Source organism: Oleiagrimonas soli (assembly GCF_000761445.1).
GTDB classification, from domain to species: Bacteria; Pseudomonadota; Gammaproteobacteria; order Xanthomonadales; family Rhodanobacteraceae; genus Oleiagrimonas; species Oleiagrimonas soli.
On record NZ_KN196470.1, the window covers coordinates 819,143 to 834,758 of the forward strand.

Annotated in this window: 13 protein-coding genes; 4 read left to right on the forward strand and 9 right to left on the reverse strand. The window is 68.9% G+C overall.

Annotated features, from left to right (window positions below; translation table 11 throughout):
- Positions 1-115: 115 nt before the first annotated feature.
- Positions 116-1,498 carry an L-serine ammonia-lyase gene (locus tag LF63_RS03540; protein ID WP_043099681.1) on the reverse strand — a complete coding sequence of 461 codons (1,383 nt, stop codon included), beginning with the start codon at positions 1,496-1,498 and terminating at the stop codon, positions 116-118.
- 66 nt (positions 1,499-1,564) lie between these two features.
- On the opposite strand from LF63_RS03540, the gene LF63_RS03545 reads away from it, so the two are divergent.
- Entirely contained in the window at positions 1,565-1,798 is a 234-nt protein-coding gene (locus tag LF63_RS03545) for a glutaredoxin family protein (protein WP_043103059.1), read from the forward strand.
- 690 nt (positions 1,799-2,488) lie between these two features.
- On the opposite strand, the gene LF63_RS03550 is transcribed toward LF63_RS03545, so the two are convergent.
- Genes LF63_RS03550 through LF63_RS03570 form a run of 5 tightly spaced genes read right to left on the reverse strand, consistent with a single transcriptional unit; the run spans position 2,489 to position 7,115 of the window.
- Entirely contained in the window at positions 2,489-3,844 is a 1,356-nt protein-coding gene (locus LF63_RS03550) for a GTP-binding protein (RefSeq protein ID WP_043103061.1), read from the reverse strand.
- A 2-nt stretch (positions 3,845-3,846) separates the two neighbouring features.
- On the reverse strand, positions 3,847-4,395 hold the full coding sequence (locus LF63_RS03555) for a YceI family protein (protein ID WP_043099684.1): 549 nt from the start codon (positions 4,393-4,395) through the stop codon (positions 3,847-3,849).
- Complete coding sequence (locus LF63_RS03560) at positions 4,392-4,967, reverse strand: cytochrome b (RefSeq protein ID WP_043099687.1); 576 nt, start codon at positions 4,965-4,967, stop codon at positions 4,392-4,394. Before LF63_RS03560 ends, LF63_RS03555 begins: the two co-directional genes overlap by 4 nt.
- Positions 4,951-5,649, reverse strand: a complete 699-nt coding sequence (locus LF63_RS03565; protein ID WP_235205263.1) for a YceI family protein — start codon at positions 5,647-5,649, stop codon at positions 4,951-4,953. Before LF63_RS03565 ends, LF63_RS03560 begins: the two co-directional genes overlap by 17 nt.
- Entirely contained in the window at positions 5,646-7,115 is a 1,470-nt protein-coding gene (locus tag LF63_RS03570) for a GTPase domain-containing protein (protein WP_043099689.1), read from the reverse strand. Before LF63_RS03570 ends, LF63_RS03565 begins: the two co-directional genes overlap by 4 nt.
- A gap of 239 nt (positions 7,116-7,354) precedes the next feature.
- Between LF63_RS03570 and LF63_RS03575 the strand changes: the two genes are divergently transcribed.
- On the forward strand, positions 7,355-10,789 hold the full coding sequence (locus LF63_RS03575) for a hybrid sensor histidine kinase/response regulator (protein ID WP_052394645.1): 3,435 nt from the start codon (positions 7,355-7,357) through the stop codon (positions 10,787-10,789).
- Between the two features lie 16 nt (positions 10,790-10,805).
- On the opposite strand, the gene LF63_RS03580 is transcribed toward LF63_RS03575, so the two are convergent.
- The 3 genes from LF63_RS03580 to LF63_RS03590 form a co-directional block, all read right to left on the reverse strand.
- Positions 10,806-11,057 carry a hypothetical protein gene (locus LF63_RS03580; protein WP_152569241.1) on the reverse strand — a complete coding sequence of 84 codons (252 nt, stop codon included), beginning with the start codon at positions 11,055-11,057 and terminating at the stop codon, positions 10,806-10,808.
- Positions 11,058-11,076: 19 nt separating this feature from the next.
- Complete coding sequence (locus tag LF63_RS03585) at positions 11,077-11,499, reverse strand: DNA polymerase III subunit chi (RefSeq protein WP_043099694.1); 423 nt, start codon at positions 11,497-11,499, stop codon at positions 11,077-11,079.
- 118 nt (positions 11,500-11,617) lie between these two features.
- The gene (locus LF63_RS03590) at positions 11,618-13,099 is read right to left on the reverse strand and encodes a leucyl aminopeptidase (protein ID WP_043099695.1); all 1,482 of its coding nucleotides are present in this window, start codon (positions 13,097-13,099) and stop codon (positions 11,618-11,620) included.
- A gap of 188 nt (positions 13,100-13,287) precedes the next feature.
- Here LF63_RS03590 and lptF point away from each other — a divergent pair, with 188 nt between their 5' ends.
- Both lptF and lptG read left to right on the forward strand, forming a co-directional pair.
- Positions 13,288-14,400: an LPS export ABC transporter permease LptF gene (lptF, locus tag LF63_RS03595; RefSeq protein ID WP_043099697.1), complete on the forward strand. Its 1,113-nt coding sequence runs from the start codon at positions 13,288-13,290 to the stop codon at positions 14,398-14,400.
- Complete coding sequence (lptG, locus tag LF63_RS03600) at positions 14,397-15,503, forward strand: LPS export ABC transporter permease LptG (RefSeq protein WP_425477032.1); 1,107 nt, start codon at positions 14,397-14,399, stop codon at positions 15,501-15,503. The genes lptF and lptG overlap by 4 nt, the downstream gene beginning before the upstream one ends.
- The last annotated feature ends 113 nt before the right edge of the window (positions 15,504-15,616 follow it).

Here is a 15,616-nt window from a genome sequence, read left to right on the forward strand (position 1 = left end):
CGCCGGCTTCGCCCGCGACGGCCTCATGCTGTCGTCGAGGATGCGAAGCTGGCGGGCGGGGATTCGGTTTGGCCTGCATCGCGGTTGCGCGAGGCAGGCGTTCCGCCTTCGCGGGTCAGCACTCGATGACGTTGACGGCCAGGCCGCCGCGCGAGGTTTCCTTGTACTTGTCCTTCATGTCGCGGCCGGTGTCGCGCATGGTGCGGATCACCTTGTCCAGCGACACGCGGTGCTTGCCGTCGCTGCGCAGCGCCATGCGGCTGGCGTTGATCGCCTTGACCGAGGCCATCGCGTTGCGCTCGATGCAGGGAATCTGCACCAGGCCGCCGATCGGATCGCAGGTCAGACCGAGGTTGTGCTCCATGCCGATCTCCGCGGCGTTCTCGACCTGGCTCGGTGTCGCGCCCAGCGCCGCGGCCAGGCCGCCGGCCGCCATCGAGCAGGCCACGCCGACCTCGCCCTGGCAGCCGACTTCGGCGCCGGAGATCGACGCGTTCTCCTTGTACAGAATGCCGATGGCGCCCGCGGTGAGCAGGAATTCCAGCACGCCGTTCTCGTCCGAGCGCGGCTGGAAGCGGTCGTAGTAGTGCAGCACGGCGGGAATGATGCCGGCCGCGCCGTTGGTCGGCGCGGTGACCACGCGACCGCCCGCGGCGTTCTCCTCGTTCACCGCCAGTGCGTACAGATTGACCCAGTCGAGGATGCTCAGCGGGTCCTTCAGCGAGGCCTCGGGGCGGTCGCGCAGCTCGGCATACATGGCCGGCGCGCGGCGCGACACGTGCAGGCCGCCGGGCAGCTCGCCGGGCGAACGCACGCCGCGCGCGACGCAGTCCTGCATGGCCTGCCAGATGGTCAGCAGCCCTTCGCGAATCTCGGCTTCGCTGCGCCAGACCTTCTCGTTCTCCAGCATGATCGCGGCGATGGACTTGTCGTGCTTGGCGCACAGCGCCAGCAGTTCGTCGCCGGTGGAGAACTCGTACGGCTGCGGGGTGGTGTCGGCGACGATGCGGTCCTCGGCGGCCTCGTCGTGGTTGACCACGAAACCGCCGCCGACCGAGTAGTACTCGCGGCTGGCCAGCTCGTTGCCGTCGGCATCGAAGGCCTTGAAGCGCATGCCGTTGGTGTGGAACGGCAGCTTCTGGCGCTTGTTGAAGACCAGGTCGCGCTTCTCGTTGAAGTCGATCTCGTGCGTGCCGAGCAGGCAGATGCGGCCGCTGTCGCGGATGCGTTCGAGAATCTGCGGAATGGCATCGGGATCGACGCGGTCCGGCCACTGCCCCTCGAAGCCCAGCAGCACGGCCTTGTCGGTGCCGTGGCCGCGGCCGGTCATGGCCAGCGAACCGTGCAGTTCGCAGCGCACTCGCGCGACCTTGTCCAGCAGGCCCTGGTCGCGCAGCCAGTGCTCGCCGAAGCGCGCGGCGGCACGCATCGGCCCCACGGTGTGCGAGGAAGACGGCCCGATGCCGATCTTGAACAGGTCGAAAATGCTGACAGCCATGGGTGCAGTCCGGCGGGTTCGCTAAAATAGGGATTGTACGAGCAGCACCGGCCCCGAATGAACCGTTTGCCCGAACTGATTCTCTTCCAGCGCGACGATTGCCATCTCTGCGACCAGGCGCTGGAGGTGATGGCGGCGGCGCGCGCGCCGGATTTCGTCAGCTTGTGGGTGGACGACGACGCGGCGCTGGAAGCCCGTTACGGCACGCGCGTGCCCGTGCTGCGGCACGCCGTCAGCGGCCGCGAGCTGGATTGGCCGTTCGACGCCGCAGCGGTCGAGGCGCTGGTCGCCGGAGGCTGAACGGCGGCGGTTCCACCGCGCATCGCCATCGCGCTTTGCACAAACATTGGGCGGATTCCGTCCGCCGCGATCGCGTTGCCGGATGCAGGCCTTGAGCGGTCTCTCCTGTGTGGCCACTCAAGGCGCTGGGTCCCGGCTTGCGCCGGGATGACGACCGAAGGAAGTGCCCATGGTGCGACCGAAGGGAGTGCCTGTGGTGCGGCCGAAGGGAGTGCCCGTGGTGCGACCGAAGGAAGTGCCCGTGGTGCGGCCGAGAGACATGCCTGTAGTGCGGCCGAGGGGCGTGCCGTGGGCGACCGAAGGAATTACCGATAGTGTGATCGAAGGTCATGCCTCTGACCGGCGCAGGCCGGGATCCAGCGTCTGATGACCCGTGGGAATGCTTTGGTGCGACCGAAGGAAGTGCCCGTGGTGCGACCGAAGGAAGTGCCTGTGGTGCGGTCGAAGAAAGTACCTGCGGGGCGACCGAAGGGCGCGCTCGCCAAGGTCCGAGAACGAGCGGACCCAAGAGGTTTCCGAGGGTCCTCACATGGGATCGTCATGCCGGCGCAGGCCGGCATCCGGCGTCTTGGTGCAGCGCGTGGCAGCGGGCGGAGTCCGCGCTGCGCCGTAGCGAGGCCCGGCGCGCCGTATGTGCGGGGGCGGGCATCTGTCTTGCGCAAAGGCGGCCCGGCAAAGCGAAGGCCCGGTCTACGTGCGGTTCCGCGTTTTCAGGCGCTGGAGGATTTCCTCGCGCGCCTCGCGCAGGATCGAGTCGCGGTCCAGGTCGCGCACGATGTCGGCGACGGCGCGCTTGGCGCCCTGTTCGCCCCAGCTTTTGCCGTGGATGAGGTACTGCTCCGCGACGCGGCCGATCAGCACCGTGGCGTACCAGGCCAGCGCGCCCTGCGCGGCGGCCGTGACCACGGTCGACAGGCCGGCGCTCAGTCCCTTCAGCGCCGAAGACACCAGTTGCACGCCCCAGATCGCGCCCATCAGCGCCGCCAACTGTGCGCAGATGGTGGCGACCAGGCGGCCCGATTCGCGCCGCGTCAGCGGCAGCCCGTAGACGCGCGAGAGTTGCACCACCATCGCCGCGTCGAGGCCGGCCGCGGCCAGCAGATCGGCGACCGGGATCGGGTTCAGCGCCACCGCCACGCCCTTGGCGATGCAGTATTGACGGATCACGCGCGTTGCCAGTGCGCGGCGCGTCTCGGCGATGCGCGCGGTGAGCTGGTCGCTGAGGCGACCGGCGAACAGGCCGGCGTTGATCGCCGACAGCGTCTTGCCCTCGCGTTCGGCAATCGCCAGCAGGCGTTCGCGTAGCGCGGCGATTTGCGGCGGACGGGGCTGTTCGGAGACGTGTTCGCGGCCTGCGGCGTCGGTCTCGACGATGCGCTGCGGCGCGGGCAGCGCGGCGACCGGGATCACGTCCTCGGCGCGCACCAGCTTTTCCGTCTTGGCGCGCAGATGCGCCAGCAGGGTCTGTTGTTCGTCGTCGCCGTAGCGGTCGATCTTGTTCAGCGCCAGCAGCAGCGGGCGCTGGGTGCCGGCCAGCAGTTTCAGGGCGTCGAGTTCGTCGCGGGTGAGGTCGGCGTCGGCGACGAACACCACCAGATCGCTGACCTCGGCCACGTCGAAGGCCAGGCGCTCGCGCGCCTCGCCATCCAGTTCGTTGATGCCGGGGGTGTCGATCAGCACCAGTCCCGGCGCCGCGGCCTCGTCGAGCGGCGCGTGCGCGGCCTGGGTGGTGGTGCCATGCAGGACGCCGACGCGGAAGGCTTCATGGCCGAGCAGGGCGTTGCCCAGCGCCGACTTGCCGGCGGAGACGCGACCGAACACGGCGACGTGCAGTTCGCCGCGTTCGAGTTTGTCGAGCATGCGTTCGACGCGATCGAAATCGTGCGCCAACTCGCTGCGCACGGCTTCGGGCACGGCGCGATCGTCGAGCAGTGCGCGCAGGCTGTCGGCGACGCGGGCGTCGGCCGACACGGCTCTGGGCGCGGGGACTTGCGGCGCATCCGCGCGATCCGCGCCGCGCAGCAGACGCCGCAGCCGCTCGGTCAGCTTCAAGAGCCGGCGTGCAGCAGCAGGTGGGCGTGGACCGGAATCGACTTGCTCACCGCGTCCCAGTCGGCGCTGTCGCCGAGCTTGAAGTCGAGACGGTTCAGCGTGGTATCCACGTCCAGCGTGGCGTTCTGGCCGTCGGGCGCGAAGCTGACTTTCAGCGTGACCGGCTTCTTGACGCCGTGCAGGTCCAGGGTGCCGTCGGCGGTGACGCTGCCGTCGGCGGCGCGATGGAACGCGGTGGTGACGAAGTGCGCGGTGGCGAAGTTGCCGGTATCGAAGAAATCGCTGCCGGTCAGCGTTTCGTCGCGCTCGCTGCTCTGGGTGTCGACGCTGGCCAGCTTCACGGTGACGTCGAACTTCGCGGCGTCCAGGTGCTGCGGGTCGTAGCGGATGGCGGCGTCGAACTGCTTGAACACGCCATGGAAGGCATCGCCCTGGTAGCTGCCGGAGAATCCGAGGGTGCTCTTGGCGGCGTCGACCTTCCAGTCGGCGGCGTGCGCGGCCAGCGGCAGAGTAGCGAGCAGGAGCAGGGGAAGAAGTCGTTTCATGGGTTCGATTTCCTTGATGCGCGACGTCCCCAGGGCAGCATGCGGCGCAGGGTGTCGTCGCGGTCGATGACATGGTGCTTGATGGCGGCAGCGGCGTGCAGTACGGCCAGCGCGATGAGTGCCCAGAACAGCATTTCGTGCAGTTCCTCGAACAGATCGCGCAGGTGCGGCGCGGCGCCGCCGGTCAGGCTCGGCATGCGCAGCACGCCCCACCAGAACAGCGGCCGCAGGCCGGTGGCCGAGTCGAACAGCCAGCCCGACAGCGGCACCGCGAACAGCAGCACGTACAGCGCCCAGTGCATGATTTCCGCGCCCAGATGCTGCCAGCGCGGCATCGGCAGCGGTTTCGGACGGCGGTCGAATACGCGCCAGAGCAGGCGCAGCACGGCCAGCGCGAGGATCGTCAATCCGATCGACTTGTGCAGGTTGTAGATCGCGAACACGCTGGGACGCTTGGGCAGTTCGACCATGACCAGACCGAGCGCGCCCTGGCCCAGGATCAGCAGCACGATCAACCAGTGGAACAGCTGCGGCACGGCGCCCCAGCGGTCGGATTCATTGCGTATCGGCACGGGCGGTCGTCTCCTGGGTGTACTGGCGACGCGCGTCGTCGTCGCGTAGCGCTTCGATCTCCAGCCGCACGGTGACGGTGCGGCCGATCGAGCCGGGATTGCGGGTGATGCCGAAGGCGTTGCGGTCCAGCTGCGCGCTGCCGGAGAAGCCGGCCACGGTCTTCATCTCGAAGATGGTCCGGCCGATCCGGTTCAGGCGGACCTGAATCTGCACCGGTCGGGTCACGCCGCGCAGCGTCAGCTTGCCGTCGATCGTGCCAATGTCGTCGCCGGTCTTGCGCACCGAGGTGCTGACGAAATGCGCAGTCGGATGCGCCTTGGCGTCGAGCAGGCTGCGCTCGCGCACGGTGCGGCTCCATCCGGCATCGCCCATGTCGACGCTGCCGACGTCGATGTCCAGCTCGGTCTGCGCCGTGGACCAGTCGTCGGGGTCGAAGCGCAGCCAGCCGCGGGCGATGTGCAGCCGTCCCAGGGCATGCGAATAACCGTTGTGGCTGATGCTGAACAGAATCTGCGAATGCACTGGATCGAAACGATACAAGTGCGACGCGGCCTGCGCGCCGATCGGGGTCAGCGCGAGCAGCAGGACACAGGCGAGGCGGCGACGGATCGACATGACGCGATCAGTGTGGCCGATCCATGAGGCCGCTTCCAGTACGTGTCGGGTGAACGGATTGTTCATTCCGCTGCATCGTCGCGCTGCCGCGCGGCGTCCACGGTGAGATGCGCGAGACGCTTCAGGCGCTCGCCGCCGCGCTCGCTCAGCCATTGCTTCAGGCGCGTGTCGGCGGCGTCCGCGTCCAGCGCATGGCGTTCGGCCAGTGTCGCCGAGAGCGCCTTGCCCAGGCTGTCGAAAATCAGCGCGTAGGCGAACGCATGCAGCACGCCGCCGCCGAGCGTGCCCAGGCCGGGGAACGCCTTGAGTGCGTTGCCGGCGATGGCCAGCACCAGCGAGGCGCTGGTGCGCACGGTCAGGCGCGCGCGCTGCAGGAAGGCCTCGATCTGCACGTCGCTGACCGGCACGTCGTGGATGCGGCACAGCTCGCGCACCAGTCCCGTGGCCAGCGCGCCCTGGATGATGAGATCGCTGCCGGGCGCGATCGCGGCCATCGCGCCGACCACCGCACGGCGTGCGTAGCGACGCACAGCCGCCTCCGCCTGTTGCTGGCGCAGCGCGGTTTCCGCGGCGTGCGCATCGCGGTCCACGCGCGCCAGCACGGCGCGCTCGCGGGCTGGCTCCAGATCGGTCCCGGCGCGATGCAAGAGCCGCTGCAGCGCCTGGGTCAGCGCGTCGACGTCGGCCACGGCGCGGCGCTCGATGCGCTCGCGGCTGCCGTCGTCCAGGCGTCGCTCGAAGCGTTCGCTGCCGCCGGCGCGGATGGCGACCACGGCCGCGGCCTCCGGCACTCGGCGGCGGAGCGAGGCGAGCAACTGCTCGCGCTCCTCGGGCGCGAAGCGGTCGCTCTTGTTCAGCGCCAGCAGCAGCGGTTTGCCGAAGCTGGCCAGCCAGGCCACTTCCTCGCCCTGGCTGCGCTGGAGGTCGCCGTCGGTCAGATACACCACGACGTGGGCGCGCAGGGCTTCATGGCGGGCGAGCTGTTCGCGGTGCTCGCCGTCGGTCTCGCGGGTGCCGGGCACGTCGGCCAACGTCACCGGGGTGCCGTCGGCGAGAACGGCGTCGACATGGCGCACGCTGCGCGTGGTGCCGCCGCGCACGTCCGTGGGCAACGCCGCATCCGGCGCCAGCGCGGTGACCAGGCTGGATTTGCCCGCCGATATTTCGCCGAACACCGCCACATAGAAACGTCCGCTGGCGCCGCGCGCATCCAGGTCGCGCAGTTCGGCGCGCAGCGCGCCGGCGTTCGCGCCGTCGTGTTCCAGGAGGGCGATGCGGGCGTCCAGCTGGGCGCGGCTCGGTGCTTCGAGGGGGCGCGATTTGCGTCGGCGCGGTCGCAGCAGCATCCAGGCGATCAGCGTCGCGGCCAGCGCGAACAGCGCCAGGGCGATGCCCAGCGTCCACTGCAGCCAGGGCGGCAGGGTCAGGAAGCGCTGCGCCAGGCTCAGCGCGCGCTCGGCCGCGGCCAGCAGCAGCCACAACAGGGCAGCGCAGGCCAGCGCCGCGAGCAGGAGGCGGAAACGGCGGTTCATGCGGGCATGGTTGGCGTTTGCGCGCGACCGCGCAAGTGCGGATGGATCGGCCCGCGATGACCGCGGGCGGCCCAGCGGCTATGATCGATCGCTGGCGGGGTGTGGAACGCCGGGTTCGCAAGGAAGGGGGTGACGTGGATCGGTCTGTCTGGTGGAACGCGTTGTGGGCGCTGGCTTTGGCCGTTGCGCCGACGGTCCACGGTTCGCCGGCGGCGACGGACCCGGGCAGGGCTGCGCACATGCGGCCGATTCCGACGCCGCAGTTCCGCTACTACGGCGTGGCCGAGGGCGTGTCCAGCAGTAATGTCTACACCATCGCGCAGGATGCGCGTGGCGTGATCTGGATGGGCACCGACAACGGTCTGCTGCGCTTCGACAGCGCCCATTTCAAGGTCTTCCGGCACGACCCGCGCAAGCCGCATTCGCTGGCCACCAACGACGTGTCGGCGTTGCTGGTCGATCATCGTCAGCGGCTGTGGCTGGGCGGTGAGGGTACCGGTCTGAACCGGTACCGGCCGGCGACCGGGGATTTCCGCATCTGGCGGCACAAGGACGGCGATCCGGACAGTCTGGCCGGCAATGACATCGGCGCGCTGGCGGAGGGCAAGGACGGCTCGATCTGGGTCAGCGTGTATTCGCGTGGTCTGGACCGCCTGCGTCCCGACGGCCATTTCGAGCATTTTCGTCATCGCGCCGACGACCCCGGCAGCCTGGCGTCGGACATCGTGCTGTCCCTGCGCGCGCTCGACGACGGCACGTTGCTGGTCGGCAGCATGCGTGGCCTGGATCGTCTGCGCAGCGACGGCAGCATCGCGCACGTCGCTTTCGTCGGTGTCGACAAGCCGCCCCGGGTGTGGAGCATCGACGGCGAGCCCGGCCACTGGCGGCTGTCGACCAATCAGGGACTGTTCCAGTTGCATGCGGACGGCAAGGCCTATCCCATGCTGAGCGATCTGTTCCACGCCACCACCACGACGATGACGGCTCGCGGTCTGGATGGCGGTCTGTGGGTAGGCACTACGCACGGCCTTGTCTGGGTCGGGCCGGATGGCCGTCATCGCAAGTTTCCCATGCACCAGGAGTTGCTGGACGGCGTGCCGGGCGCGCTGGTCTGGAAGCTGATGTTCGATCAGGAAGGCGGCCTGTGGGTGACCACCCGCGACAACGGGGTGGCTTACCTGAGTCCGCGCTGGCGCCAGTTCACGGTGTTCCGCCATCAGCCTGGGCTGGCGAACAGCCTGAGCATCGGTCGGGTGCTCTCGCAGGTGGCCTGGCACGGACATCTGCTGGTCGGCGGGCCCGGTGAACGGCTGGACAGCATCGATCTGTCCGAGGGCGTCGTGCAGCACATGCCGGCGCAGGCCGGTCACTACGCCGTGACCGGCATGGCCGATGCCGGTCAGGGGCAACTCTGGTTTGCGTTGAACAACGGTTTGGCGCTGTACGGCCAGGGCCGATTGCAGCGGCTTCCGAATGCGGACATGGTCGACGGCACGAACCGCATCGTTGCGGATGCGCAGGGCAATGCGTATGCCGCCATGCCGTCGGGTGGCGTCCTGCGGATCGACCGCAAGACGCTTGCCATGCGCGAGATCAAGACGCGCGATGGCACCGTGGCGGATCGCGACACCACCCGGCTCGCCATGCACCAGGGACAGCTCTGGCGCTCCAGCATGGGCGGTCTGGCGCGGCTCGATCCGGACTCCGGCGAGTTCGTCGACGTGCCGGGCGTGACTCCCGGGCGCGTGCTGAAGTTCGTGTTCGACGCGAACGGTTTCTGGCTGGTGCGCGAGGACAGCATGGAGCATTACCGGCTCGACGCCGCCGGCGATGCCATGAAGGATCGCGAGGTGGGTTTGGACAAGGGCTGGCCGGGCATGAGCGTCATGGCCATCGCCAGCGACGATGCGGGACGCATCTGGATGACCAGCCGCACCGGCCTGTGGCGCTTCGATCCCGACACCGGCCGCTTTCATTTCTACGGCGTCGAGGACGGTTTGCCCAGTCCGGAATTCAGCAGTCACACGATTTCGCGCATGCCGGACGGCAGCATGTATTCGGGCACTAACCGCGGCATCGTCGGCTGGAATCCGGACGCCATGCACGATCAGCCGAGTGCGCCGAAACTGATGCTGTCGCGGATCACGGTCAAACGCGCGGACCGCACGCTTTCGCTGCCGATCGACGGACGACCGCTGCATCTGCGCTGGAACGATCACGAGCTGCACGTGATGGCGCAGGCGGTGTCCTATCTCGATCCCTCTCGCAACCACTATCGCTTCCGCCTGCAGGGGCTGGACTCGGGCTGGGTCGATACCGGCACGCGCGGTGAGCGCGACTTCACCGGGCTGTCGCACGGTGCGTACAGCCTGCACATCGAGGCCGCCGGACCGAGCGGCGTGTGGACCGAGCTGTCGCCGTTGCAGATCGCCGTCGACCGTCCACCGTGGCTGGCCTGGTGGGCCTGGCTGGCCTACGCGATGCTGGCGGCGCTCTTGTTCTGGCTGGCCTGGCATCTGGGCCGGTCGCGCGTCGAGCAGCGCCATCGGATGCAGATGGCGGAGCGCGAGCGCATTCTCGCCGAGCAGGCCAGCGCCGCCAAGACCAGCTTTCTGGCGACGCTGGGCCATGAAATCCGCACCCCGATGACCGGCGTGCTGGGCATGGCCGAGCTGCTGCTGCATTCGCCGTTGCAGCCGCGACAGCGCGAATACGCCGTGGCCATCCAGCGTTCGGGCACGCTGCTGCTGCGTCTGGTCAACGAGGCGCTGGACATGGCGCGCATCGAGGCCGGGCGTCTGGAGCTGGACATCGCGGCGTTCGATCCGCGCGACGTGCTCGGCGATGTCATGCAGCTCGAACGCGGTGTGGCCGAGAACAAGGGGCTGCAACTCGTCTCGCACATCGGCGAAGGCGTGCCGGCGCGCCTGCGCGGCGATGCGCTGCGCATCAAGCAGATCCTGCTGAACCTGGTGAACAACGCGCTGAAATTCACCGAACGCGGTCATGTCGAGATGGGCATGGACTGGGTCGACGGCGGTCTGCGGATCACGGTGTCCGACACTGGGCCGGGCATCGACGACGAGGATCGCCGGCGGCTGTTTCAGCGCTACGAACAGGCAGACGGTCCGCAGCGCAGTTCCGGCAGCGGCCTGGGGCTGGCCATCTGCCGCGAGCTGACCTACCTGATGCAGGGCCGCTGCGAGCTGCTTGCGTCGGGTGCGCAGGGCAGCACGTTCCGGGTCTGGCTGCCGCTGCCGGCCGTCGAAAGCGAATCCGCGCCGGATGCACCGACCTCGGCGAAGGCCGCCACGCACGATCTGTTGCTGATCGAGGATGACGTCACCATCGCCGGCGTGATCCGTGGCTTGCTGGAAGCGGCCGGACATCGCGTGCGGCATGCGCCGGACGGATTGGCGGGACTGGCCGAGCTGGAAAATCACCGCTTCGACGCGTTGCTGCTGGATCTGGATCTGCCGGGGCTGGACGGATTCGGCGTCGCGCGCATGTTGCGCGGCCGCGAGACGGATACGCGCCTGCCCATTCTCGCCATCACCGCGCGCTCCGGCGGCGACGAGGAAGAGCGCGCACGCGACGCGGGCATGGACGGTTTCCTGCGCAAGCCGGTCAGCGGCGCGAGTCTGCAGGCGGCGCTGGCCGAACTGCTGGACTGACGAACGCAGCGACGCGTCAGCCCTCGCCGTGCTCGGACGTTGCCGCACGCAGGCGCAGATTCGCCTCGCGCACCGGGGCGTCGAATCCGCTGTGAAGTTCGATCAGGTAACGCACTTCGTCGTCGATGGTGAGCAGGCCAAGCACGGATCCGGTGTGTCCGGCATGTTCGCCAGCGACGATGTCGACCGCATCGAGGAAGTCGAACCGCAGGCCTTCGAGCACGCGGTGAGCCATGAACGCTTGGTGCTGTTCGAGCGTCGGTTTCACGAGGCGCGCCGATGCGCCGTCACATGTCGTGCTTGTGCAGCTCGAAACCGAGGCGCTGATACTCGCGCCAGCGCTCGCGCGAGCCGGTGCGGGCGTCGGGGTCGGCGGCGACCACTTCCAGCACGCGGTCGTAGCGGCCCGACGGCACGCTGTCGCGCAGGTTGATGACCAGCGGCCGGTCGGCCGTGTCCTCGCCCGGCGGCACGATCAGCACCGCGGTGCCGGCGTCGTCTTCGTCGCCGGCGAGCTGGTGCGGAATGAAGGCGTCCTCGTCGAACTCCCACAGCACGCCGTCGAGCGCCTCGGCCTGGGCGAAGTCGCGGGTCAGGATCAGCGTCGGCTGCTGCGCCGAATAGGCGTGCTGGGCCAGCTTGCAGACCAGCAGCAGCGGGTTCTCGCGGAATTGCGGCTTGTCGATCAGATAGAAGTCGGCGCGCGGCATGGCAGTCGGCGAGTGGCGAGGAAGGTGACGTTCGAGGATAGCAGCGCCGCCGCCCGATGCGGCATCGGCGGCGCGGTCGGTGCGGACCGGGCGCGGACGGCCCGGCCCGCCGTCGGCATCACGCGCAGCGGTCGATCAGCCACTGCGCCAGCAGCGACACCGGACGGCCGCTGGCCAGGCCCTTGCGGCCCGATTCCCAGGCGGTGCCGGCGATGTCCAGGTGCGCCCAGCGCTGGCCCTCGACGAAGCGCGACAGGAAGCAGCCAGCGGTGATCGCGCCGGCCGGGCGGCCGCCGATGTTGGCGAAGTCGGCGAAGGCCGATTCCAGCTGCTTCTGGTACTCGTTCCACAGCGGCAGGCGCCAGGCGCGGTCGAGCGTCTGTTCGCCGGCGGCCAGCAGTTCCTCGGCCAGGTCGTCGTGCTTGCTCATCAGGCCGGTGGCGTGGCTGCCCAGGGCGATCACGCAGGCGCCGGTCAGGGTCGCGGCATCGACGATCGCCTGCGGCTCGAAGCGCTGCACGTAGGTCAGTGCGTCGCACAGGATCAGGCGGCCCTCGGCGTCGGTGTTGAGCACCTCGACGGTCTGCCCGGACATGGTGTTGAGCACGTCGCTGGGGCGGTACGCGTTGCCGTCGGTCATGTTCTCGACCGAGGGCACCACGCAGACCAGGTTCAGCGGCAGCTTCATCTTCACCGCGGCGACGAAGCCGCCGAGCACGCCGGCCGCGCCGCACATGTCGAACTTCATCTCTTCCATCGAACCGGTCGGCTTGATGTTCAGGCCGCCGGCGTCGAAGGTGACGCCCTTGCCGACGAAGGCGTAAGGCTTGTCGCCGTCCTTGCCGCCGTTCCATTTCAGCACGATCAGGCGCGGCGGGTTGGCCGAGCCGCGCGCGACAGCCAGCAGCGAATGCATGCCGAGCGCTTCCATCTGCTCGCGTTCGAGCACTTCGATCTCGACGCCGTCATGGGCGTGCGCGAACTCGGTGGCCTGCTCGGCGATCCACGCCGGCACGCAGATGTTCGGCGGCATGTTGCCCAGGTGACGCGCGAAGCGCACGCCCTCGGCCATGCCCGCGGCCTGCGCCAGCGCGGTGTCCTGGCCTTCGCCGGCCAGCGCCAGCGACTTCAGCTTGGTGTCCTTCGCGTCCGGACCGGCCTGGAAGGTCGCGGTGTAGCGATAGGCGGCGTGGTCGAAGGCCAGCGCGGCGGTACGCACGCACCAGGCCGCGTCCTTGCCGGGCACGTCGAGCGCGCTCAGCCAGGTGGCGGCGCTGCCGACGGACAGTGCGGACGCGGCCTTGCCGGCGGCGCGGCAGGCTTGCTGGAAGCGGCTGGCGTCGAATTCCGCCTGCACGCCGAGGCCGACCGTCATCACGCGCTCGGCCTTGACGCCGCTCAGGTCGTACAGCGTGTGCACGGTGCCGGGCTTGCCGCTGATGTCGCCGCCGTCGATGCGGCGCTTCAGCGCACCGCCGGAGGCGGCGTCGATGGCGGCAGCGGCGGTCGACAGCACGCCGTTGGTGTACACGCCGACGATCACGCAGGGCGTGTCGATGGATTCGGGGGCGCCGGAGGCCAGGCTCAGTTGCAGGGTCATGGGATGTCCTTTGTTGCGATTCGGGAATCGGGGAGACGCGGCGACGTGCGGGGACGGTCTGCGCGGTCCGGATGAACGCCGGGTGGCCGTGCCGGAGGCTGCCCTGCCGACAAGGCGTCGGACCGGCTACACTTCGCTTTCGACCGCGCGCACACGTCGCGTCGCGAACCATTGCCCACCATTATCGCATGCTGCGCATTCTCGACCGCTACTTCCTGCGCGAACTCGTTCTGAGCGTGCTCGCCACCACCATCGTGCTGCTGGTGATCTTCACCGGCGGCACCTTCGCGCGCGTGCTGCAGCAGGTCGCCAACGGCAGCTTTCCGGCCAGCGTGATGTTCCAGGTGCTGGGGCTGCGCATCGTCAACGCGCTGCCCGGCCTGCTGCCGCTGTCGCTGTTCCTCGGCGTGCTGGTGGCGCTGGGCCGGATGTGGCGCGACAGCGAGATGCATGTGCTGGCGGCCGCCGGCATGGGTCCGCGCGGACTGATGCGCCCGACGCTGATGCTGGGCATCCCAGCGACGATCCTGATCGCGGTGGTGTCGCTGTGGCTGGGGCCGCTGTCGGCGCGCACCGCCGATCAGCTGGTGGCCGACGCCAACCGCTCGGTGATCGCCGCGGGTCTCGACGCCGGCCGTTTCACCGAGCTGCCGGGCAAGGGCGGCGTGATCTTCGTCGCCGGCATGAACCGCAAGGGGACCAAGCTGGATCAGGTGTTCCTGGCCAGCGACGAGGCCGCCACCGACACGCATCCGGCGCGGGTCAAGCTGATCACCGCCAAGCGCGGCGAGTTGTACCAGGGCAGCGAGACCCACGGCCGCTATCTGGCGCTGCTGGACGGCTGGCAGTTCCAGGTGCCGCTCGGCCACGAGAATTGGCAGCGCATGCGCTATCAGCGCAACGATGTGGCGCTGTCCGAGGTGCGCCCGCAGAGCGACGACGACGAGGATCCGCTGAGCAGCGTCGGCACGATGGACCTGATCGCGTCGGACAACGTCGATGCGCGCGCCGAACTCGCCTGGCGCACCGCTGCGCCCGCCACCGCGCTGGTGCTGCTGCTGCTGGCGCTGCCGCTGTCGCGTCAATCGCCGCGCGAGGCGCGTTACGGCCGTCTGCTGCTGGCGGTGCTGGCGTATTTTCTCTACTTCCTGCTGCTGTCGCTGGGACGCGCCCTGATCGACCGCGGCACGGTCAGCAACAGTGCGCCGATGTGGGTGCTGCACATTCTGGTCACGCTGGGCGCGCTGTGGATGTTCCGGCGTCAGTTCAGCGCCTGGCGCGTGAAGGGCTCGTCCGCATGAGGCTGCCGATGCCGAACGTGAAGCGGGTCGACCGCCTGATCGCGACCACCGTGCTCAGCACGCTGGCGATCGTGTGGCTGATCCTGGTCGGCTTCGACACGCTGGGCCAGTTTCTCAAGCAGCTCGGCCACGTCGGCCAGCATGGCTACACGCTGAGCAAGGCCGCGATCTACATCGCCGACACCATTCCGCGGCGCATGTACGAGCATTTCGGCAATGCCGCGCTGATCGGCGGCCTGCTCGGTCTGGGCGGTCTGGCCGGCAGCGGCGAACTGACCGCGCTGCGCGCGGCAGGCATGTCCAAGCTGCGCATCGCCGCCTCGGTGACGGCGGTGGTCGCGGTGCTGACGCTGGCGGTGATGCTGATCGGCGAAACCCTGGCGCCGGCCGGCGACCAGCGCGCACAGGCGATCCAGCTGGCCTTGCACTCGGACAACATCGGCCTGACCACGCGCAGCGGCTTGTGGGCGCGCGACGGCGGCGACGTGGTCAATGCCAAGGGTGCGCAGGCGGTGCGCGAGGACGGCCATCAGCGTGTGCAGCTGGTCGACGTGCGCGTATTCAGCTTCGACGACAGCGGCCAGCTGACGGAATTCCGCCACGCCAAGAGCGCCGAGAACGACGGTCGCGACTGGACGTTGAAAGACCTGCGCATCAATACGCTGGACGCCGATGGCGTGCACTCGCGCGAAGTCGCCTCGGAGCCGTGGAAAACGCATCTCGACGCGCGCGTGCTGGAGCAGTCCATCGTGCATCCACAGTACCTGTCGATGCGCGACCTGTACGCCAACATGCAGTACCTGCGCGCCAACGGGCAGAATCCGGGCGCTTACGCGGTGTCGTTCTGGTCGCACGCGCTGTATCCGCTGAACGTGCTGGTGCTGGTGCTCTGCGCGATGCCGTTCGCGTTCGGCGCACTGCGTTCCGGCGGCCTCGGCAAGCGCCTGTTCATCGGCGTGCTGCTGGCCATCGCCTGGTACTTCCTGCAGCAGTCGATGACCAACTTCGGCACCGTGTACGGCCTGTCGCCGATGCTGGCGAACCTGCTGCCTGCGATGGTGCTGGTGATCGTGGCGACGCTGTATTTCCGGCGACACGGTTAGCGCGCATCAGCGACGTTGCCGCGTCGTCGACGGCGTGCCCGAGTCGGGTGTATGGGTGAAACGCATCGTGCCTCGTTGTTGACGGCGCACCCGAGCCGGGTGTCCGGGTCGAG